Origin of the sequence: Streptomyces sp. NPDC050509, assembly GCF_044457965.1 — a bacterium.
Lineage (GTDB): Bacteria > Actinomycetota > Actinomycetes > Streptomycetales > Streptomycetaceae > Streptomyces.
Genome location: NZ_JBITHL010000002.1, coordinates 603,231 through 622,739, shown reverse-complemented (window position 1 = coordinate 622,739; position 19,509 = coordinate 603,231). Strand labels below are relative to the sequence as shown.

The 19,509-nt window shown below is 70.6% G+C and carries 17 protein-coding genes; 7 read left to right on the top strand and 10 right to left on the bottom strand.

Annotation, left to right across the window (positions count from 1 at the left end; all coding sequences use genetic code 11):
- Positions 1-100 precede the first annotated feature (100 nt).
- Both ACIBJC_RS08095 and ACIBJC_RS08090 read right to left on the bottom strand, forming a co-directional pair.
- Positions 101-943 carry a DUF4097 family beta strand repeat-containing protein gene (locus ACIBJC_RS08095; RefSeq protein WP_399289418.1) on the bottom strand — a complete coding sequence of 281 codons (843 nt, stop codon included), beginning with the start codon at positions 941-943 and terminating at the stop codon, positions 101-103.
- 91 nt (positions 944-1,034) lie between these two features.
- A complete protein-coding gene (locus ACIBJC_RS08090; RefSeq protein WP_399289416.1) occupies positions 1,035-1,550 on the bottom strand; it encodes a hypothetical protein in 516 nt (171 codons plus the stop codon).
- 315 nt (positions 1,551-1,865) lie between these two features.
- On the opposite strand from ACIBJC_RS08090, the gene ACIBJC_RS08085 reads away from it, so the two are divergent.
- Entirely contained in the window at positions 1,866-2,663 is a 798-nt protein-coding gene (locus ACIBJC_RS08085) for an SAM-dependent methyltransferase (RefSeq protein ID WP_399289414.1), read from the top strand.
- Between the two features lie 102 nt (positions 2,664-2,765).
- On the opposite strand, the gene ACIBJC_RS08080 is transcribed toward ACIBJC_RS08085, so the two are convergent.
- Positions 2,766-3,341, bottom strand: coding sequence for a cytochrome P450 (locus ACIBJC_RS08080; protein WP_399289412.1), 576 nt, complete (start codon positions 3,339-3,341; stop codon positions 2,766-2,768).
- Here ACIBJC_RS08080 and ACIBJC_RS08075 point away from each other — a divergent pair.
- Positions 3,340-3,549 carry an FAD-dependent monooxygenase gene (locus tag ACIBJC_RS08075; RefSeq protein ID WP_399289409.1) on the top strand — a complete coding sequence of 70 codons (210 nt, stop codon included), beginning with the start codon at positions 3,340-3,342 and terminating at the stop codon, positions 3,547-3,549. The two genes, ACIBJC_RS08080 and ACIBJC_RS08075, sit on opposite strands and share 2 nt — an antisense overlap.
- A gap of 48 nt (positions 3,550-3,597) precedes the next feature.
- On the top strand, positions 3,598-3,963 hold the full coding sequence (locus ACIBJC_RS08070) for a hypothetical protein (RefSeq protein WP_399289839.1): 366 nt from the start codon (positions 3,598-3,600) through the stop codon (positions 3,961-3,963).
- Between the two features lie 26 nt (positions 3,964-3,989).
- On the opposite strand, the gene ACIBJC_RS08065 is transcribed toward ACIBJC_RS08070, so the two are convergent.
- The gene (locus ACIBJC_RS08065; protein WP_399289408.1) at positions 3,990-4,463 is read right to left on the bottom strand and encodes a carboxymuconolactone decarboxylase family protein; all 474 of its coding nucleotides are present in this window, start codon (positions 4,461-4,463) and stop codon (positions 3,990-3,992) included.
- 341 nt (positions 4,464-4,804) lie between these two features.
- Between ACIBJC_RS08065 and ACIBJC_RS08060 the strand changes: the two genes are divergently transcribed.
- Complete coding sequence (locus ACIBJC_RS08060) at positions 4,805-5,476, top strand: hypothetical protein (protein WP_399289406.1); 672 nt, start codon at positions 4,805-4,807, stop codon at positions 5,474-5,476.
- A 66-nt stretch (positions 5,477-5,542) separates the two neighbouring features.
- Here the strand turns inward: ACIBJC_RS08060 and ACIBJC_RS08055 are convergent, their stop codons facing one another.
- From ACIBJC_RS08055 to ACIBJC_RS08035, 5 genes are all read right to left on the bottom strand, one after another.
- The gene (locus ACIBJC_RS08055) at positions 5,543-7,708 is read right to left on the bottom strand and encodes a glycoside hydrolase family 127 protein (RefSeq protein WP_399289404.1); all 2,166 of its coding nucleotides are present in this window, start codon (positions 7,706-7,708) and stop codon (positions 5,543-5,545) included.
- Between the two features lie 43 nt (positions 7,709-7,751).
- On the bottom strand, positions 7,752-9,725 hold the full coding sequence (locus ACIBJC_RS08050; RefSeq protein ID WP_399289402.1) for a glycoside hydrolase family 127 protein: 1,974 nt from the start codon (positions 9,723-9,725) through the stop codon (positions 7,752-7,754).
- Between the two features lie 100 nt (positions 9,726-9,825).
- Positions 9,826-10,647 (bottom strand): carbohydrate ABC transporter permease, encoded by an 822-nt coding sequence (locus ACIBJC_RS08045; protein ID WP_399289400.1) that lies wholly within the window; start codon positions 10,645-10,647, stop codon positions 9,826-9,828.
- A gap of 27 nt (positions 10,648-10,674) precedes the next feature.
- On the bottom strand, positions 10,675-11,637 hold the full coding sequence (locus ACIBJC_RS08040) for a carbohydrate ABC transporter permease (protein WP_399289398.1): 963 nt from the start codon (positions 11,635-11,637) through the stop codon (positions 10,675-10,677).
- 56 nt (positions 11,638-11,693) lie between these two features.
- A complete protein-coding gene (locus tag ACIBJC_RS08035) occupies positions 11,694-13,007 on the bottom strand; it encodes an ABC transporter substrate-binding protein (RefSeq protein WP_399289396.1) in 1,314 nt (437 codons plus the stop codon).
- A gap of 224 nt (positions 13,008-13,231) precedes the next feature.
- On the opposite strand from ACIBJC_RS08035, the gene ACIBJC_RS08030 reads away from it, so the two are divergent.
- The 3 genes from ACIBJC_RS08030 (at position 13,232) to ACIBJC_RS08020 (ending at position 18,622) form a co-directional block, all read left to right on the top strand.
- On the top strand, positions 13,232-14,260 hold the full coding sequence (locus ACIBJC_RS08030; RefSeq protein WP_399289394.1) for a LacI family DNA-binding transcriptional regulator: 1,029 nt from the start codon (positions 13,232-13,234) through the stop codon (positions 14,258-14,260).
- A gap of 392 nt (positions 14,261-14,652) precedes the next feature.
- Entirely contained in the window at positions 14,653-17,520 is a 2,868-nt protein-coding gene (locus ACIBJC_RS08025) for a discoidin domain-containing protein (protein WP_399289392.1), read from the top strand.
- A gap of 13 nt (positions 17,521-17,533) precedes the next feature.
- On the top strand, positions 17,534-18,622 hold the full coding sequence (locus tag ACIBJC_RS08020; protein WP_399289390.1) for a family 43 glycosylhydrolase: 1,089 nt from the start codon (positions 17,534-17,536) through the stop codon (positions 18,620-18,622).
- 127 nt (positions 18,623-18,749) lie between these two features.
- On the opposite strand, the gene ACIBJC_RS08015 is transcribed toward ACIBJC_RS08020, so the two are convergent.
- Positions 18,750-19,427 (bottom strand): macro domain-containing protein, encoded by a 678-nt coding sequence (locus tag ACIBJC_RS08015; RefSeq protein WP_399289388.1) that lies wholly within the window; start codon positions 19,425-19,427, stop codon positions 18,750-18,752.
- Between the last annotated feature and the right edge of the window lie 82 nt (positions 19,428-19,509).

Genomic DNA, 19,509 nt, shown 5'->3' with positions numbered 1-19,509 from the left:
AAGTGGATGAAGGATGGGACCGGGAGGACGCGGCCGGTGGGGCACGCGGCCGCCGGAGCGTGCGGCCGGCGGGGAATGCGGCCGGCGGGGAATGCGGCGCTCAGGCCTTGGCGCGGCGGATGTCGATGTTGCCGTGCCGGGTGCGGGCGCGGATCTTGACGGCGTCCTCGGTCCGCTCCGGGGTCTCGGACGCGGTGAGCGTGTTGCGCACCTGGCCGGAGCCCGAGCTGACATCGAGCCAGGCGGCCGTGCCCTCGCGGACGCCGACCTCGATGGCGCCGAAGGAGGTCTCCAACTGGACGGTGCCGTGGGCCACTTCGCTCACGCGCAGGGCGCCGTGGGCAGTGGTGGCGGTGACCGAGTCCTCGGCGCGCCGGATATCGATGTCGCCGTTGGCTCCGCTCACCCGCAGCTCGCCGGTCGCGGCGTCGACGGTCGTGGTGCCGTGCGAGTTCTTCAGGACGGCGGCGCCGTCGACAAGGCCGAGGCGCAGGCTGCCGGAGCTGGTGGTGATCTCGGCCGCACCGTCGACCCGGTCCACGGTGATCGAGCCGTGCGACGCGGTCAGCTTCAGCGGGCCGGTGGCGTCGAGGCGGACGTCGCCGGACGAGATCTTCACGCGGACCTCGCCGAGCCGCCCCTCGCCGAGCACCTGGGCCCAGGCGCCGGTCATGTCGATGCGCGAACCCGCGGGCAGTTCGACCGTCACGTCGACGGCGCCGGTGCGGCCGAACAGACTGGACTTGGGCGTCCTGACGATCAGTACGCCGCTCGCGTACGTGACCTCGGTCTGGTCGGCCGCCCGTACGTCCTGGTCCCGCTTCGGGTCGCGGGGCCGCACGTCGGCGACGGTGTCGAGGCGGTCGCCCGCGGTGAACTGGATGGAACCGGCCTCCACGTGCGCGGTGACCGAGATCGGTTCGGGTGTGTCGAAAGAAGGCATGGCTGTCTCGTCCTCTTGGGTCTTCGGGGCGTCCCCGCTGGTGGGACGTGGTGTGGGTGAAGTGGTACGGGTGAGGTGGGGCGGGGCGCGGCTAGCGCACCCAGCCCGTGAAGCTCTGTCCGAAGGTCTGGGTCTTCTCCGTCGTACGCGGCCGGGTGCCGCCGTCGACCGCGGACGACACGGCCCGCACCAGCCACGCGTTGACCGACAGGCCCTCGCGGCTCGCGGCTTCCTCGGCGCGGGTCTTGAGGTGGGCCGGCAGACGCAGATTGACGCGGGCGGTGCCGCCCTCGTCGCCGTCGGCCGGGGCCGACGCCTTGAACGGTTCGGCGGGCGCGGCCGGCGCCGCGGGGGCACCGTCGGTGGGCGGCGGTGTCACCACGAAGTCGGGGTCGAGCCCGCGCAGCCGTACGTCGACCGAGCCGGGGGCGAGTTCGCGGGTGATCTCGTCCGTCGCGGCGGAGAGCACATTGAGCATGGCCAACCGGGTCGCCGACTCCAGGGGGGCGGTGAGCCTCTCGGCCAGCTCGCGGGCTTCGTCGCCGCCGGCTTCGGCGGCCACCGCGAGTTCGCGGCGGAGGGTGTCGACATACGGGGTGAGGTCCATGACGCCATCATGGCACCACAATGGCGCCACGCGCAAGCCGCGATGCCACATCTTTGGCGCCGCGCTAGGCGTAACCATTCTGACCAGCGCAAACGTACTGGCACCAACGTGAGCGATGGTGGCGCCATACGCGCTCAATCGCGTTCAGGGGCACGGAATGGCACCAGATGGCACCGGGTGGCGCCGGGTGGCGCCAAACCGTGCCACCTGGCGTCAGGTGATGACGCGTTTCGTGATTCCTCGTGCCCTCGGCTCCATGAGTCGCCATCATGGCGACCTCCCCACCATCCGCCTACCGCTCCCGAAGGGAACCCGATGAGCAGCGGCGACGACCTCACCCGGCACCTGGACCTCCAGCCCGAGAAACCGCATTCCGCGCGGTTCTGGAACTACCTGTTGGGCGGCAAGGACAACTTCGAGGCCGACCGGAAGCTGGGCGAGCGGATGAAGCGGGAGTGGCCCGAGGCCGTCGACATCGCCCGCGCGAGCAGGGCGTTCCTCGGACGGACGGTCCGTCATCTGGCCGCCGAGCGGGGTGTGCGGCAGTTCCTCGACATCGGCACCGGTCTGCCGACCGCCGACAACACCCACGAGGTCGCCCAGCGCGTCGCTCCCGACGCCCGGATCGTCTACGTCGACCACGACCCCATCGTGCTCGCGCACGCCCGCGCCCTGCTCACCAGCACCCCGGAGGGCGCGACCGACTACATCGACGGAGACCTGACCGACCCGGGCAGCATCCTGACCCACGCGGCACGGACACTCGACCTGGACCGGCCGGTGGCACTGATGGTGCTGTCCGTCATCGGCCACATCCCCGACCCGGCCGAGGCCGCGAGGCTGGTGCGGACGTACATGGACCGTCTGGCATCGGGCAGTTACCTCGTCCTGTGCACCACGATCTCCACGCCGAAGGCCGACGCCGCGAACGAGACGTACGCAGCCTCGGGCACCACCCCCTACGTGGCCAGTACCGCCGAGCAGATGGCAGCGTTCGCCGCCGGCCTCACCGTCGCCCCGCCCGGGCTCGGCCCCATCAACCGCTGGTTCCCCGAGGAAGGGACGGCGGACCCGGACGTCGACCAGTGGGGATATGTCGCCCACAAGGAATGACCGGCCGCGTGGGAAACGCCCCGGCCCTCTGTGAGGTGGGCCGGGGCGTTCCGGAGGGCCGCCGGTGGTCGAGGGGCGGCTGCCGGCCCCTGGCGCGCGGGTCTACAGGCCGGACGCGGCCGTCATGGTGAGGGGGAGGCTGGTGGTGCCCCGGATGAAGTTCGACCGCAGGCGTCGTACCGGGCCGGAGACCGTGAAGGAGACCCGGCTGTCGGTCATGTGCCGTACCAGGATGCCGAGTTCGATCTGGGCCAGCATCGCACCGATGCAGCGATGGATACCGATGCCGAACGAGAGGTGCCGGTTCGGCGTACGGGTGATGTCGAAGGTGTCCGGATCGGGGAAGCGGGTCTCGTCGAAGTTCGCCGAGGCGTTCCACAGGGTCACGGTGTCATCGTCCTGGATCAGCCGGCCGCCGATCTTGAAGTCGCGGACGGCCTGGCGCATGACGTAGGCGTTGGTCGAACTCCAGCGGAGCATCTCGTTGACCGCGCTGTCCGTGAGTTCCGGGTCGGCCCGGAGGAGCGCGTTCTGCGCCGGGTTCCGGTGCAGCGCGAGGATGCCCGCGCAGGCCGTGTACGAGGAGGTCTCGTTGCCGCCGACGGCGACGTTCATGCAGTTGAAGAGGATGTCCTCCTCCGGCCAGGGGCGTCCGTTGCGCCGGGCCTGCAGCAGCATGCTGACGAGGTCGTCCCACCTGGGCCTTCAGGACGCCGTCAACCCGGGCTGGAAACCGGCCGCCACCGTACAGGGCTGGGCGCCGGACGGACTGCTGGACAGCTACACCACCGAACGGCACCCGGTGGCCGCGCGGGTACTGGCGAACACCCGCGCACAGCTCGCGATCATGCGGCGGGATGCGCACAGTTGCGCGACGCACGCGTAGTTCGGCGAGCTGATCCCCACCCCGGGGTTGACCGAACGGCTGGTGAGCATGGTGCAGGGCCTGGGCATCCGCTACGAAACGGGCCCGGCGACACACCCGTCGACCGGCCGGCACATGCCGGACCTGCCCGGCGCCGAGGACGCCGTACGGCTCCCCCGGCCGGTCCTGTTCGACCTGACCGACTCGGCCGAACTCCGCGCCGTCGCGGACGGCTGGGCCCACAGGGTCGACGTACGGACCCTGCCCGGCCCGACCGGACTGACCGCGCTGCTGGTATGCCCGGACGGTTACGTCGCCTGGGCCACCGACGGCGAGACGGGCGCCACCGACCTCGGCGTACTGCGCCATACCCTCAGCCGGTGGTTCGGCACACCCTCCCCGGACCCCGACGAGGGGCAGCCGGGGCGGGTGTGAGGTGGGCACCGGCCAAGAACCGCTTGTTATCCGTGCCGGCCGGGCTGGTAGTCACCGGCGGGCTGCTGGGTGATGACGTTCAGACGGTTGAAGGCGTTGATGATGGCGATGTCCCACACCAGGGCGGTGAGCTGATCCTCGTCGTAGTGCTTGGCGGCGTTCGCCCACGCTTCGTCGGTGACGCCGCCCGCCGCGTCGGCGATGCGGGTGCCCTGCTCCGCCAGTTCCAGGGCCGCGCGCTCGGCGTCGGTGAAGACCGTGGCCTCCCGCCAGGCCGCGACCAGGTGGAGGCGCACCGAGGTCTCCCCGGCGTGCGCGGCCTCCTTGGTGTGCATGTCGACGCAGCCGGCGCAGCCGTTGATCTGACTGGCCCGGAGCCTCACCAGCTCCTTCGTCGCGTTCGGCAGCGTCGAGTCCGCGAGTGCCGTGCTCGCCGCGATGACGTGCTTGAGGGCCTTGGCCGAGGCCGGGTTGGAGAGGGGGTTCAAGCGGGCGTTCATGGTGCACTCCTTGCCGTTGTTGGCGCTTACACCTCTGGGACGGGGCAGCCCGGCGAGGTGTGACATGCGCGGATGTGACGTGGGCCTCCCTCTCGCACCCGCGGCGGATGCCGCCCACGACCGCGTCCCGGCCGACCGAGCGGCTTCCTGATCAACTGGCATCAGGTGCGGATGGGACCGCCCCGCCGTGCGACGTCACGGGTGCGGTGCCTCTTGACGCCCTATTTCCCGGCTGGATACTTACGGACGTCGGGTGATCCGCCCCACATCCTCGGCGGAGCCACCGGTCATGCCGTCGCCCCCTCATCCGACGGCCCACCCCCCACAGGAGGACCCCTCACATGAGTCCACGACGGACCCCGGAGCCCACTGGGCGAACGGTCATATCCTGGCGCGTTCAGCGCACGAGGACGACCGGCGCCGCACTCGCGGTCATCGCGCTCGCAGCCGCCGTACTGGCAGGTCCCGGCGTCGCTCAGGCCGCACCGCAGGCTGTACCGGGAGCCCAGGGGGCCCAGGGGCAGGTGGCGGCGGCCGACATCACCTGGACCCTCGAACGGGCGAGCAACCCCACCCAGGACCAGTTGACGGCGTACGGCCTCATCACGACGGCCATGAACGCCGCGGTGGCCCGGTACAACAACCTCAGCGACCTGGGTAAGAGCATCACCGTCCGGTACGACCCCGGCGTGCCCACCGCCGATGGCAACATCAACGGGACCATCCGGTTCGGCAACCGCGGCTACATGACCGAGAGGACCGCGCTGCACGAGATCGCCCACACCATCGGCGTGGGCACCAGTGGGAGTTGGTCCTCCCTCACCAGCGGAGGGACCTGGCGCGGCGCGCAGGCCACGGCGCTCGTCAAACGGTTCGACGGGGCGGGCGCCACGCTGTCCGCCGGCGGGGGACACTTCTGGCCCTACGGCCTGAACTACGAGAACGAGTTCTCGAACACGGCGGGCGATCGCCATGTCCAGATCGTCGTCGCCATGGTGCGCGACGGTCTCTGACCCCGGGCCCTCTGAGGCCGATGCCTGGGGGCGGCCACCGCTCCCAGGCACGCCGGCGCACTCCGCTCAGCGTCGCAGGTCCGCGCCGACCGCGGCCGCCACGACGCGGTCCCGCTCGGTACGGGTGAACAGCCCTTCGGACAGCCAGGTTTCGGCGAGGGCGCGCACCGCCGTCACGAAGGGGCCGGAGGCCGCGAAGGGGGCCTGCGCCCAGAGGACGTCGAGGAAGGTCAGCCCGTCACCGCGGGCGCGGTTCGCCACACCGGAGTCGGTCGCGCCGAACACGACGACGGGTTCGGCGCGCCTGAAGTAGGCGTGGTAGCGGGTGTTGTCCGCGATGTGGAACGGGGCCAGGGTCAGGCCGTGCGTGGTGAAGTGCATCGGGCGGCCCTCGGGGGCGATCGCGTCGGCGAGGTCGCCCCGGAGCGTGAAGTCCTTGTAGAAGGAGAACGCGCGGAACCCCGTCTCCTGGCTCCGCGCGACCAGCAGGAGCGGCCCGTGGAACACCGACTGGACGGCGGGATCGTCCAGGGCCCTCTCGACGCGCAGACGGTAGGGGGCGGAGATCCCGATCCGGTCGCCGCGCTGCCAGTTTCCGCTCAGGGTGAGGTAGCTGCCGGGCTCCGCCTCGGCTCGCTGCCGGACCCCGTTGACCGTGACGGTGAAGCCACCCGTGGCCCAGACCGGAACCCGGAGTCTCAGATCGAGCTTGCCACCGCCCTCACGGAAGGTCAGGGTGCGGACGCCTTCGGCCGGATAGTCGCTCGTCTGCTCGATGACGAGACCCCGCTCCGGCCACCGCAGGGTCGAGGCGAGGTAGAGGTTGACGTACAGCGCGTTGCCGTCGGCGGAGCGGAAGTAGACCGAGTCCTGGTACTTGGTGTGGTTCTCCATGCCGGTGCCGCCGCAGCACGTGCCGGTGTTGTCGTACGCGCGCACCACCCCCGGGCCCATGCCGACGAAGTAGGTGACCTCCGGGCTGTCCGTGCTGCGGGCGTCCCGGCGGGAGGCGAGGATGTGGTTGGTCAGCCCTCGCTCGTAGTAGTCCATGTACGCGGGGTCCTGCTGGTGGAAGAAGAGCTGCCGGCTCAGCTTGAGCATGTTGTACGTCGCGCAGGTCTCGGCGTTCTTGTCGTCGAGCGTGGCCGCGATGGCTCCCCGGGCCCGGAACATCTCGCCCTGGCCCGTGCCGCCCAGGCTGTACATGCGGGGGCCCGCGACCATGGACCAGAAGTTGCGGGCCGCGGCGGCGTACTCCTCCTCCCCCGTGTGGTCGAAAAGCCGGAGATATCCGGTGAACTGCGGGATGTGCTGGTTGGCGTGGATGCCCTCCAGGGTGTCGCGGTCCTCGGCGCAGGCGGCCAGCAGCGCGGTGTTGTCGAAGCAGCGGGCGGCGGCCAGGTGTTCCGCCCTGCCGGTGAGGGCGTGCAGGTCGGCGAGGACCTCGTTCATCCCGCCGTACTCACCGGCGATGTAGATCGACCACATGCGCGCCAACTGTGCCTTCGGCAGGCGGCCGAGCCGGTGGTGCACCCAGTCGCCCATCTGCGAGGCGATGGTCAGGGCCTGCGCGTTGCCGGCCAGGGTGTGCGCGTCGAGGAGGCCGCGCATGATCTTGTGGCAGGTGTAGTACGGCGCCCAGATGGTGGGGTACGTCGTGTAGCTCTCCAGCAGGATGAACTGGGTCTCCGGGTACGCCGCCAGGTAGCCGGGGTGGCTGGGTCTCGGTGAGCCGTGGTCCGCCAGGGCCCGCCGGCACTCGCCCAGCGCGCCGACCAGGTAGTCCAGCTTGGCCTTGAGGGCGCTCTCCCCCGTGTCGGCGTACGCCTGGGAGACAAGGGTGAGGAAGTGGCCGCCGTAGTGGCCGCGCAGATTACCGTCGGAGGTCTCCCAGCCGCCGGGTGGCCGGGCGCCACGGGTGTCGAGCCCGGCGTTGGCCCGGAAGACTGCCAGGATGCGGTCGGCCGGATAGGACCTCGCGTAGTCGAGCATCAGGTCGCGCTTGCGCCGGAAGACGCCGTCGCCGAGCGTCACCCGGTCCAGGGGGAAGGGGTGGACCGCCCAGGTGGACGGTACGGGCACCGGCGCCACGGCGGCCTGGACGGGCGCCGCGGACGGGGCCGCGCCGGTGGGCGCCGCGTGCGCCGGCTGGGCGGCGTGGGCGAGCGGGACGGTGGCCGCGGTCCCGGCGGCGATCCTCAACAGACCGCGTCGGGTGGGGGGTTGGGACATGCTCTCGAACTCCGATCGTGGGTGGTCGGCGGGCGGTGCACGGCTACGTGGGCGGGGCGAGGTGGTCCGGTTCCACGGTCGGCAGCCACACCCGCATGGTGGACGGCCCGCGGTTCGCCCAGGAGTGGTACGGGACCAGGACGATCCCCGCGCGGTCGGCGGCCGGCGGGCGCGCCGGGGCGTCGAGCGGCCGGTACGGCCAGCTCTCGCCGTGCCGCGCGTCGTGCGCGGTGACCTCCCCGGCGACCACGACGGTGCCGCCCGCGCCGTCCGGCCCGTCCGGCCCGTCCTCCGGTTCGGCGGAGGGGTCCACCCGTACCGCGTCGACCTCGTGTCCTTCCGGCAGGTCCACGGATTCGGCGCAGTACACCAGCGGTCCGCGCTGCACGGCCACCGTGCCGCGTACCGCGTCGATGCGCGGATCGGCGCGGATCCAGCGCGCCCGTACGGGCAGTTCGAGCCGTATCTCGTCACCGGGCCGGAAGACCCGGGTGGTCCCGGCCGTGCCCGGGGCGACGGTACGGCGGCGTCCGTCCGGGTCGGCCAGCCATGTGGTGGCGTGCGCCGTCCACGCGGGGACGCGCAGGGTCAGGGTCCACGGGTGGTCCGGCGACCGGTCGACGGTCACGGTCACGGTCCCGCCCGACGGGTAGTCGGTGCGGACCCGCAGGGCCACACGGTGGCCGCCGGTGAGGGTGGTGTCGATCTCCGCGTCCGCGTACTGGTGCAGTTGAACACCCTGGTCGTCCGCCGTGGCGAGGTGGGCCGGCAGTTGGGCCAGGGTCCGCGCCACATTGGTCGGGCAGCAGGACACCGCGAACCAGGGGGCGCGCAGGCCCGATTCGGCGCGCGGGCTCACGGTCTCCGTGGCGGGCGCGGCGTCCCGGTGGGGCCGGTGCAGGGTGTTGGCGTAGAAGAAGGACCGGCCGTCCTCCGCCGGGGAGGTGGCGACCACGTTGAACAGGGTGCGCTCGGCCAGGTCGGCGTAGCGCGGCTCCCCGGTGGCCAGCAGCAGCCGCCAACTGAGCATGACGGAGGCGACGCCGGCGCAGGTCTCCGAGTAGGCGCGGTCCGGCGGGAGGACGAAGTCGTCGCCGAACGACTCGTCCTGGTGGTGCGCGCCCATGCCGCCGGTCAGATAGGTGCGCCGGGCGACGGTGGCCTCCCACTGCCGTACGACCGCGGCGAGCAGGGCGTCGTCCCGGGTCTCCACGGCCACGTCGACGGCGCCGGCCGCGAGGTAGAGGGCACGGACGGCGTGGCCGCGCAGCACCGTGGCCTCCCGTACGGGCAGGTCGTCCTGGTGGTAGGCGCGGCCGAACTCGCCGTCGGGGAGCGTGCCGTGACCGCGGCGGTCGACGAAGAGCGCGGCCTGGTCGAGGTAGCGCCGCTCCCCCGTCAGCCTGGCCAGTTCGACCAGGGCCGTCTCGATCTGAGGATGGCCGCAGACGCCCTCGATGCCGCCCGGGCCGAAGGTGGCGCACACGTGGTCGGCGGCGCGCCGGGCGATCCTCGTCAGTTCGCCCTCGCCCCGGGTGCGGGCCTGGGCGACGCCCGCCTGGATCAGGTGCCCGGCGCAGTAGAGCTCGTGGCCCCATGCGAGGTCGCTGTGGCGGGGCCGCTGTCCGGGTCGGCCGAAGGCGGTGTTCAGGTAGCCGTCCGGTTCCTGGGCGGCCGCGAGGACCTCCGTGAGCGCGGCGGTCTCCGCGTCGGGCGTGGTGCCGGTGCCGGACTGCCAGGCCATGGCTTCGAGGAGCTTGTAGAGCTCGGAGTCGGCGAACTCCCGGCCGCGCCGGTCCTGTTGGATCCGCCCCTCGGCCGCCGCCCGGAAGTTGCCGGTCCAGCCGACGCGTTCCATCCAGTCGCGGCAGTGCCCGAGGGTGACGGTCTCGTTGGTGTGCCGGCGCCGGGCCCAGAAGCCGCCGGTGATCCTGACCTCGTCGAGACCGAGCGGTCGCAGCCGGCCGCGGGTCGGCGCCACCGGCAGGGCGGCTGACCGTGCCGTGTTCTCCTTCACGAGTCCATGCCTTCGGTTCGTCCCTTCGATCGTGGTGTGCGGCGCTCGGACCGGGATGTACGGTGCTCAGGCCTGGGCGCAGGGCGCTCGGGTGGGAGCCTCAGCCCTTGAGCGCGCCGGACATGAAGCCCCGTACGTAGTGCCGTTGGAGCAGCAGGAAGAGCAGGAGGCAGGGCACGGCGAGGACGACCACGCCCGCCTCGGTGGCGCCGTAGTCGACGGCGCCCATGCTCTGCTGCCGCAGGTTCGCGACGGCCAGCGGCAGCGGTGCCTTCTCGCTGTCCGAGATGAGGATCAGCGGTGCGATGAAGTCGTTCCAGGCGGCGAGGAACGCGAAGAGTCCGACGGTGATCAGCCCCGGCCGTACCGCCGGGAGGAGGACGCGGCGCAGCGCGCCCGCCGTGCCGCAGCCGTCGACGAGCGCCGACTCCTCCAGTTCGCGGGGCACCGCCTCGAAGGAGATCCGCATCATGAAGGTGGCGAACGGCAGTTGGAACATGGCCAGTACCAGGCTCAGCCCGAGCAGCGAGTTCTGCAGATGCAGTCTGCCGAGGAGTACGTAGAGCGGGATGAGGAGCGTGGCGTAGGGGACCATGAGGATGGCCAGGGTGAGCAGGAACAGCGCGTTCTTGCCGGGGAAGTCGAAACGGGCGAAGGCGTAGCCGCCCAGCAGCGACACCCCCAGGGTCAGGGCGACGGTCAGGGCCGAGACGACGGTGCTGTTGAGGAGGTACCGCCACAGGCCCGCGTCGTACTCCAGCAGCGTGCGGTAGTTGCCGAGGCCGTAACCGGATTCCTGCGCGGTGCCGGGCTGTCCGCTGACGGACGCCCAGGCGTTCCACAGCAGGGGGAAGAGGAAGATGACGGCCAGCCCTCCGGCGACGACGTAGTAGGGCGTCCGGCCCAGGGCGCGGGTCAGCACCGTGGTCTCCCTTCCCTGGGGTACGGCTCATGACGGGTCCGCGTGGCGCAGACCGCGGAACTGAAGGACGTTGAGCAGGAGCAGCACGGCCAGCACGATGATCGAAAGGGCCGCCGCGGTACCGAGATTCAGCCGCTGGAACGCCTCGCGGTAGATCAACTGGACGACGGTGACGGTGCTGTTGTCGGGGCCGCCCTTGGTGAGGATGAAGAACTGGTCGAAGGCGAGCAGCGATCCGGTCACACACAGCAGCAGGGTCAGGGCGAGGGACGGCCGCAGCAGCGGCAGCGTGATGCCGCGGAAGATCTGGCCGCGGCCGGCGCCGTCCATCCGCGCCGCCTCGAACACCTCCTGGGGGATGCGCTGGAGGCCCACGAGGAGGATCAGCATGTAGAAGCCGGCGAACTTCCAGACGATGAGGAACACCGTCGACAACAGGGCCGAGGTCGGTGTGGCGAGGAAGGACACCGGGTCGTCGGCGAGGCCGAGCCTTTCCGGGACGCGGCCGAGCGGGCCGGTGGTCGGGCTGTACAGACCCCAGAACAGCAGTGACGCGGACGCGAGTCCCAGGACACTGGGCAGGAAGTAGACCGTACGGAAGAAGCCCGCACCGGGCCGGGACTCCTGCACCAGCAGGGCGAGGAGGAGGGCCAGCCCGAGGAGTACGACGGTGACGATCACCGTGTAGACGAGAGTGAAGCGGACGGCGGGCCAGAACAGGGCGCTGTCGATGGCGTCGGTGTAGTTCTCGGGGGTGTTGAGGCCCCTGGCCCCGGCGAGCAGCGGCCAGTCGCTGAGCGACATCCGCCCGACGAGCAGCAGCGGCAGCAGGAAGAGGACCGCGACGAACACGGCCGTGGGAGCCGCGTAGACAAGGCCCTTCACCGGGCGGGACCGCCACCGGGGCGCGGTCGCGCGGGTCGGGCGGACCCGTCCCGCCGGCCGGGCCCGGTCTTCGGCCGCCGCCGGCCCGGCCGCCTTCAGATGCATGGCTCTCCTCTGCCGCGTGACGTGGGAGGGGCGGGCGCCCGATCCGGGTGGGCCGCTCAGTCGGCCAGCGACGCGGTGACCGCCTCGTTGTCCTGGTCGACGGACGATCCGTCGCCGAAGACGGCGTGGCGCATCAGGGTCAGCCAGGGCCCGTTGGGGTCGTTGAAGGTCTGGCCGAACTTCGGCGCGTACGGGGTCCGCCCGTCCGCCACGAGTCTGTTGATCGTCACCAGCCGCGGGTCCTCGGCGGAGTGCTTGTTGGACGCGAGATCGGTGCGCGCCACGACATCCTTGTGGGCGGCGACCACATCGACCTGCGCCGTGTCGCCCAGGGACCAGGCGAGGAAGTTCCATGCCTGGTCGGCCGAGTCGCTGGTGGCGGAGATGCCGAGGGCGTCACCGCCGACGAAGGTGGACGTGCCGCCGTCGGGTCCGGGGATGGGCGCGACGCCGAGGTCGAGGTTCCCAGGCATCAGACCCAGGGTGGTCGAGGGCATGGGCATGACGCCGATCCGGCCTTTCGGGAAGAGCCCCGTCCAGGTGGTGCCGGTCTCCTCGCGTGCGCCGGGGGCCACGATGTCGTCCTTCACCCACCCGCGGTAGGTCGCGTAGACCTTCTTCGCTGTGCCGGAGGCGAGGGACGCCTCGGTTCCCTCCTTGTTCAGCACCTCCTCCCCCGCGGCCCAGATCGACGGCCACCAGGTGAAGACGCCGCAGCCACCGCAGTTGCCGCCGAAGAACGTGCCGTCGACGCCCCCGCCGAGCGCGTCCACGGCGCGCGCCTGCCGGTCCCACTCGCCCAGGGTGGTGGGCGGGGCGTCGGGGTCGAGTCCGGCCCGCCGGTAGAGCTCCTTGTTGTAGAAGAGCACCGAGAGGTCGAGGGTGTGCGGCACGACGTACTTCTTGTCCTCGTACGTGCCGGCCTTGAGGTGCGACCGGGCCAGGTGCTCGGCGAAGGGCAGGGCGTCGATGCGTTCGGTGAGGTCGGCGAAGAGCCCGCTGGAGGTGTAGTTGGGGACGAACACCACGTCGGAGGCGAACAGGTCGGGAAGGTCCCGGGATCCCGCGGCCGCGCCGACCTTGGCCTGGTAGTCGTCGGTGGGGATGACGGTCAGCTCGATCTTGTTCCGGTGGCTCGCGTTGTACGCCTCGACCAGGCCCTCGCTCTGCGGCCGGGTGGCCGCGCGCGTCCACATCGTCAGCGTGGTGCCGTCGTCGGCGCCCTTGGCGTCCGCCGTTCCGCCTCCTTTGCCGTCCGTGCCGTCGCCTCCGGAGCCGCATGCCGTGAGCAGGCTCGCGGCGGCCAACAGCGCGACAGCGCGGATGACGAGGCGGTGTATCCGTCCACATGGTCCGGCCGTGCTTCTCATGTCGATCCCCCTTGTGTGGCGGCGGGCCGAACGAAAAGGCTTTCAAAAAGCTAGGACGCGGATTGCCGCCCGTCAATCCCCTTGCGGGGAACGGCAGTCGTGGTGCGCCGAAACCTGTGGGGGCACCATGGGGCGCACCTTGACCGAAACTTCTCGCGTACGGTTCTACGCGCGACGTGCCACCTCGACGGCCTCGGCACGCGACGCGAGACAGGAGAACATCCATGGCACAGGTCACCGGCCCCTCTCGTTCGCGGCCCGCCACACTCAGCGATGTCGCCCGGCTGGCGGGCGTGTCCGTCGCCACCGCGTCGAAGGCCCTCAACGGCCGTAGCCAGGTGCGCGCCGAGACACGGCAGCGGGTGATCGACGCGGCCGAGCGTCTGTCGTTCCGGCCCAACCAGTTGGCGCGGGGCCTGCTGGCCGGGCGCTCGGGGACCGTCGGGCTGCTCACCAGTGACCTGGAGGGCCGGTTCAGCATCCCGATCCTCATGGGGGCCGAGGACGCCTTCGGGGCTGGCGAGGTCGCGGTGCTCCTCTGTGACGCGCGTGGTGACACGATCCGCGAGCAGCACCATGTCCGCGCGCTGCTCGGCCGCCGGGTCGACGGGCTCATCGTGGTGGGCAGCCGGACCGACCCGCGTCCGTCCCTGGGCCGGGAGCTGCCCGTCCCCGTCGTCTACGCGTACGCGCCCTCGGACGATCCGGCGGATCTGTCCATCGTCCCCGACGGCGTGGGCGGCGGCCGGATCGCGGTGGAGCACCTGCTCGCCTGCGGCCGTACCCGGATCGCGCACATCACCGGCGACCCCGGGTACCTCGCCGCGCGGGAGCGGGCCGATGGCGCCCTGGCCGCGCTCGCCGACGCGGGCCTGGCCCCGGTCGGCGAGCCACGGTTCGGGGTGTGGTCGGAGGGCTGGGGACGCGCGGCCACCGCGATGCTGCTCGACCGGCACCCGGACGTGGACGCCGTGCTGTGCGGCAGCGACCAGATCGCCCGCGGCGTCATGGACGTCCTGCGCGAGCGCGGCCACCGGGTTCCCGAGGACGTGGCGGTCATGGGCTTCGACAACTGGCGGGTCCTGACCTCCGCCTCCCGCCCACCACTGACCAGCATCGACCTGAACCTCGAACAGGTCGGGCGGGCTGCCGCGCACGCCCTGTCCGGCGCGATCGCCGGAGCGCGGCGCTCGGGCACCGAGACGCTGCCCTGCCGGGTGGTGATCAGGAGGTCCACGGCGCCGTTGTCCTGAAAGCCTCGGTCGGGGACGCCGGGCCCGGGACGTCCCTCTTGACACCTCAAGATCCCGGACCTACGTTGCGAAAACCTTTCAGGTCGTTTCGGTTTCAGGTTCAGTACGTCTCGGAGACGCGGCGAAGCCCTCCACCCGTTCGCACCTCTTCCTCGCTCTCCTCCGCTTCCACGGACGGCTTTGTCAGGAGCACCACATAGCCGGCGGCGAACACGCCGGCGTCGTCGCGAGCAGAAGCTCGCGGTCAACTGGACAGGGAGCATCCGATGAGAAGACGACGGACGGAGCCCCCGGGAGGGGGCGTCAGCACCACCCCGAGCCACGTCGCGTTACCCGGGGCCGGCCGGACCGGGCGGCACCGCGGAAGGCACCCGGGAACGGCGGGCCCTGTCATGAAGCGCCTCGTCGTCGCACTGGTGCTGATCGCCTGTTCCGTCCTCGCCACGCCCCCGGCCCACGCCGACCAGACCATCGGGTTCCCGACCTTCGGCGGACCCGCGATCCCGGCGCCGCCCGTCGCCCACACACCGGGCGACATGATGCGGACCATCTACGACGCGGAGAGCGCGGGGACCGACTTCTGGATGGACCGCCTGCTGGCCCGCTCCGGCAACGACCCGACCGGCCCCTGGCTGATGAGCCGTGGTCGCGCGCTCTTCATGAAGACCCATGACCCCGCGGTGCTCGGCTTCGGCGGCCACGTCGCCTACTGGGAGAGCGTCAACGACAACAACGCCTACACCGTCGCGATCGGTCCTGGCACCTTCACGGAGCAGGTCTCCCAGCGCCGGCAGGTGCCCAGCCACTGGAAGAGCGTGCACACCAGCGGCTCGATCACCGTCAGCCAGACCAAGTTCATCACCGACAACAACGTCGCCGTGACCAACCTGTCGATCAAGAACAACGGCGCCGGCTCCACCACGCTGCAGTTACGGGCGACCTCGCCGTACGCCACGACGGGCAGCGGCAACGAGCTGACCGGGCAGGTCAACGCCTACAACAACCTCACGACCATCCGCCCGCGGCTCACCGGCGACGGTTTCGCCGCCTCGGGCGGCGGACTCAACCGGTCCGTGACGATCGCGGCCGGGGCCACGGCGACCACCAAGGTCGTGATGGGCTTCGTCACCGACGAGATCCCCGCATCGCTCACCGAGTACCGTGCCTACGCGGGCTACTCCGACACGACCGCGTTCGCCACCCACGTCAGGGCCTACAACCTGTGGTGGGCACAGAACGTGCCCTACATCGACGTACCCGAAGCCGCGATCAAGAAGAACATCTACTACCGCTGGTGGCTGATGCGCTTCAACAACCTCGACGCCGACATCCCCGGGCAGACCTACCAGTTCCCGACCTCGACCGAAGGCGTCCTCGGGTACAACAACGCGATCGCGCTCACCCAGCCCATGCACATCGACGACCTCAAGTACCTGCGCAACCCGTCCTACGCGTACGGGGACTGGCTGAGCGCCGGCCAGGTCTCCAAGGGCGGCCGGTTCCTCGACAATCCGGGTGATCCGGAGAACTGGTCCAACAGCTACACCCAGTACATCGCCGAGGCCGCGTGGAAGAGCTACCAGATCCACGGCGGCCAGCCGGCCATCGCCGCCAGCCTGGCCCGCTACGCGGAGGGCGACGTCAAGGGCCAACTCTCCTACTACGACCGCGACAACAACAAGCTCATCGAGTACGACTGGGGCGCCCTGACCGGCAACGACGCCGACGCCGTCTCCTTCCACTGGAAGCCCGGCGCCATGGACCGCGCCGAGTCCGCCTACCAGTACAGCGGCGCACTCGCCGCCGCGCAGGCGTACGAGGCGACCGGCAACACGGCCAAGGCCACCGAGATGCGCACGCTCGCGACGCAGATCAAGGACGCCATCGTCAACGTGCTCTGGAACCCGAACCGGCAGTTGTTCGAGCACCGGTTGAAGTCGACCAACGAATGGGTGCCCTGGAAGGAGATCAACAACTACTACCCGTTCTCGGTCGGAGCCGTGCCCGACACCGCGACGTACAAGCAGGCCCTGCGCCTGTTCGACGATCCGGCCCAATACCCCGTCTTCCCCTTCTACACGGCCAACCAGGCCGACAAGAAGGCGGCGGCCGACGCCGGGAACCCGGGCTCCAACAACTTCTCCACCATCAACTCCACCGTGCAGTTCCGCCTCTACTCCTCGGTGCTGCGCAACTATCCCAACTCCTGGATGGACGCGACCGACTACAAGAAGCTCCTCTACTGGAACACCTGGGCGCAGTACGCCGGCGGCAACACCCAGTGGCCGGACGCCAACGAGTTCTGGGCCGACTGGAACGGCAGCGGCATCAACTACCGCTCCTGGATCCACCACAACATCCTCGGCAGCAGCAACTGGACCGTGATCGAGGACGTCGCGGGACTGCGGCCCCGCAACGACGCCAAGGTCGAGCTCTCCCCGATCAACATCGGATGGAGTCACTTCACCGTCAACAACCTCCGCTACCGGGGCGCCGATCTGTCCATCGTCTGGGACGACCCGGCCGACGGGGTGCAGCGTTACCCCGGTATCCCGGAGGGCTACTCGATCTACGTCAACGGGAACCGCGCCGCCACCGTCAGCTCACTGGTGCCCTTCACCTGGGACCCCGCCACCGGCGACGTCACCACCAGCGGCACGGTCACCTACCGCACGGCGGTGGCCGGTCTGCGGGCCCCCAACCAGGTTGTGCAGAACAGCCCCCGGATGGTCGACATGCTCGCCAAGGCCGGTGTCGACCTGACCGCCGACCTGCCCAACCTCGCCTCCGGGGCGACGGTGTCCGCCTCCCACACCGGGTCCGGCGCCAACGCCTCCGGCGCGGTCGACGGGTACCCCACCAACGAGCCGTTCTGGGGCGCCGGTGGTTCTCCCAACAGCCAGGACTGGTACGAGCTGAACTTCGGCACCGCCCGCACGCTCGACGAGGTGCGGCTGTACTTCAAGGACAGCCGCCCGGCGAGCACCACCTACCGGGCCCCGTCCGCGTACACCGTCCAGTACCACAACGGCAGTTCCTGGGTGAACGTGCCCGGCCAGACCAGGAGCCCGGAGGTGCCGCGGGCCAACTACAACCTGGTGCGGTTCCCGGCGATCAGCGCCCAGCGCGTACGGGTCCTGGCCACCCACGCCTCCGGGGCCAGGACGGGCCTCACCGAGGTCAAGGTCCATAACCGCAGCGGCGTCCCGCCATCGGCCGGGCCCCTCGGAGCAAAGGCGTACGCGCCCACCCACCGATGAAGGACGTGCCTCAGTGACCGCGACTCGTTCCCGATGTCTGTCCGCGCTCGTCGCCGTGCTCACCATGGTGGTCGCCTTCCTGGCGGCGCCACCCGCCTCCCCCGCCGGGGCGGCCGGCCTGCCCGGTTCCGCCCGTGGCGGGGCGATCGTCCAGGGCACGTTCACCAACCCGCTCTCCCAGCACGGGCCCGACCCCTGGCTCACCTACCACAACGGCTTCTACTACCTCGCCACCACGACCTGGAACTCGACGATCACCATGCGCAAGGCCGCCACCCTGGCGGGGCTCGCCACCGCCACCAACCAGGTGATCTTCAACCTCACCCGGCCCAACGGCGCCGGCACGATGTGGGCCCCGGAGTTCCATCTGCTCGACGGGCCCAACGGGAAGCGGTGGTACTTCTACTACACGGCCGGGCGGGAACCGTACAACCTCGGCACCCAGCGGATCCACGTGCTCGAAAGCGCCGGCCAGGACCCGATGGGGCCCTACACCTTCAAGGCCGACCTGCTCGACCCGACGCAGGACAACACCTGGGAGCTGGACCCTGGCATCCTGCAACTGGGCGGCAAGCTCTACCTCCTCGGCACCTACTACAACGGCTCACAGCCGATGTTCATCCGACCGCTGTCGAACCCGTGGACCGCCAGTGGCACCCGCAGGGTGTTGTCCACGCCGGCCTACGGCTGGGAGACGGTGGGCGGCGCGGTCAACGAGGGCGCCGAGGTCCTCCAGCGGGGCGGCAGGACCTTCATCGTCTACTCCGCCAGCCACTGCTCCACGCCCGACTACAAGCTGGGGATGCTCACCCACAACGGTGGCGACCCGCTCAACTCCTCCTCCTGGGTCAAGACACCGAACCCGGTCTTCCAGAGGTCCAACGCCAACGGTGTGTACGGCCCCGGCCACAACGGCTTCTTCAAGTCCCCCGACGGGACCGAGGACTGGATGGTCTACCACGCCAACGCCTCCGCCGGCGGAGGCTGCGACATGAACCGCACCACCAGAGCGCAGAAGTTCACCTGGAACGCCGACGGCACACCGAACTTCGGCACCCCGGTGGCCCTCGGCGCCACCCTGACGGCGCCGTCAGGGGAGTAGCCGGACGCTTCCGTGAGACCTGGTGATCCTCCGTCCTCGATCGTGACGGCCGGCCTCGGGCACACAGCCGCCCCGGTGGTGCCCGCCGGCCGTCACCCTCACGGTGCGGGGGTGACCGAGAGGCAGGTCAGCGGCGTGAGCGGGGGCGCTTGGGCGGCGTTATGCGGACCCGCTTGTCCACGGGCGCGCTCTCCAGGTCGTCGAGCTGTGTGACGATCGTGGTGCGCAGGTCGTCGTAGTCCTCGAAGGAGTGGTCGTTGAACAGGGTGTAGCCCGTCCACATCAGGTTGGCGCACACTCGCGCCGGCACCTGGCCGGTCCGGGCGCCCATACCGACCAGGGCGACCGACCGAATGCTGCCCGGCGCCCTGTTGTTCTGCTGATGGATCGCCTGGAACGCGGCGGCGCAGGCCAGGGCCACGTTCAGGGTCTCGCTGACGTTCTGCGAAGACGTCTCCATGGTCGGTGTCGAGATCAGGAACCTCGGTGTGACCGCCCCGGAGGGAACGCACACCGCGCTGCCCACCGGGAGCACCCCCTCGAACTGGCTGCGGATCGCCTTCTGCACCCGTAGCTGGATGCCCGCGCCGAGGTGCCGCTTGATGACCGCGTCGGCCCCGCCGTCCATCCGGCCCCGGGAGTTGGTGGGGCTGACCCAGGCGTCGACGTCCTCGCCGAGGATCGATCCCTTGCGGATCTCGATCTCGGGGGTGTCGGCGAAGGCCGCCCGCCACGCCTCCACCACTGGGGTGTTGATGTCGGTCAGCACCACCCTGAGCGGCGGCGGCACTCGGTCCACGGTCATGGTTCACTCCGATCGAGAACGGTCACTCAACTGCCGGGAACGCTACCGCGTCCCACTGACAACGCGGTCGCCCCGGCCCGGC

What these genes read in the sequence shown, in the direction of transcription:
- ACIBJC_RS08095 (WP_399289418.1), bottom strand. Translation starts at nt 943, where the DNA reads ATGCCTTCTTTCGACACACCCGAACCGATCTCGGTCACCGCGCACGTG.
- ACIBJC_RS08090 (WP_399289416.1), bottom strand. Translation starts at nt 1,550, where the DNA reads ATGGACCTCACCCCGTATGTCGACACCCTCCGCCGCGAACTCGCGGTG.
- ACIBJC_RS08085 (WP_399289414.1), top strand. Translation starts at nt 1,866, where the DNA reads ATGAGCAGCGGCGACGACCTCACCCGGCACCTGGACCTCCAGCCCGAG.
- ACIBJC_RS08075 (WP_399289409.1), top strand. Translation starts at nt 3,340, where the DNA reads ATGCTGACGAGGTCGTCCCACCTGGGCCTTCAGGACGCCGTCAACCCG.
- ACIBJC_RS08080 (WP_399289412.1), bottom strand. Translation starts at nt 3,341, where the DNA reads ATGCTGCTGCAGGCCCGGCGCAACGGACGCCCCTGGCCGGAGGAGGAC.
- ACIBJC_RS08070 (WP_399289839.1), top strand. Translation starts at nt 3,598, where the DNA reads ATGGTGCAGGGCCTGGGCATCCGCTACGAAACGGGCCCGGCGACACAC.
- ACIBJC_RS08065 (WP_399289408.1), bottom strand. Translation starts at nt 4,463, where the DNA reads ATGAACGCCCGCTTGAACCCCCTCTCCAACCCGGCCTCGGCCAAGGCC.
- ACIBJC_RS08060 (WP_399289406.1), top strand. Translation starts at nt 4,805, where the DNA reads ATGAGTCCACGACGGACCCCGGAGCCCACTGGGCGAACGGTCATATCC.
- ACIBJC_RS08055 (WP_399289404.1), bottom strand. Translation starts at nt 7,708, where the DNA reads ATGTCCCAACCCCCCACCCGACGCGGTCTGTTGAGGATCGCCGCCGGG.
- ACIBJC_RS08040 (WP_399289398.1), bottom strand. Translation starts at nt 11,637, where the DNA reads ATGCATCTGAAGGCGGCCGGGCCGGCGGCGGCCGAAGACCGGGCCCGG.
- ACIBJC_RS08035 (WP_399289396.1), bottom strand. Translation starts at nt 13,007, where the DNA reads ATGAGAAGCACGGCCGGACCATGTGGACGGATACACCGCCTCGTCATC.
- ACIBJC_RS08030 (WP_399289394.1), top strand. Translation starts at nt 13,232, where the DNA reads ATGGCACAGGTCACCGGCCCCTCTCGTTCGCGGCCCGCCACACTCAGC.
- ACIBJC_RS08025 (WP_399289392.1), top strand. Translation starts at nt 14,653, where the DNA reads ATGAAGCGCCTCGTCGTCGCACTGGTGCTGATCGCCTGTTCCGTCCTC.
- ACIBJC_RS08015 (WP_399289388.1), bottom strand. Translation starts at nt 19,427, where the DNA reads ATGACCGTGGACCGAGTGCCGCCGCCGCTCAGGGTGGTGCTGACCGAC.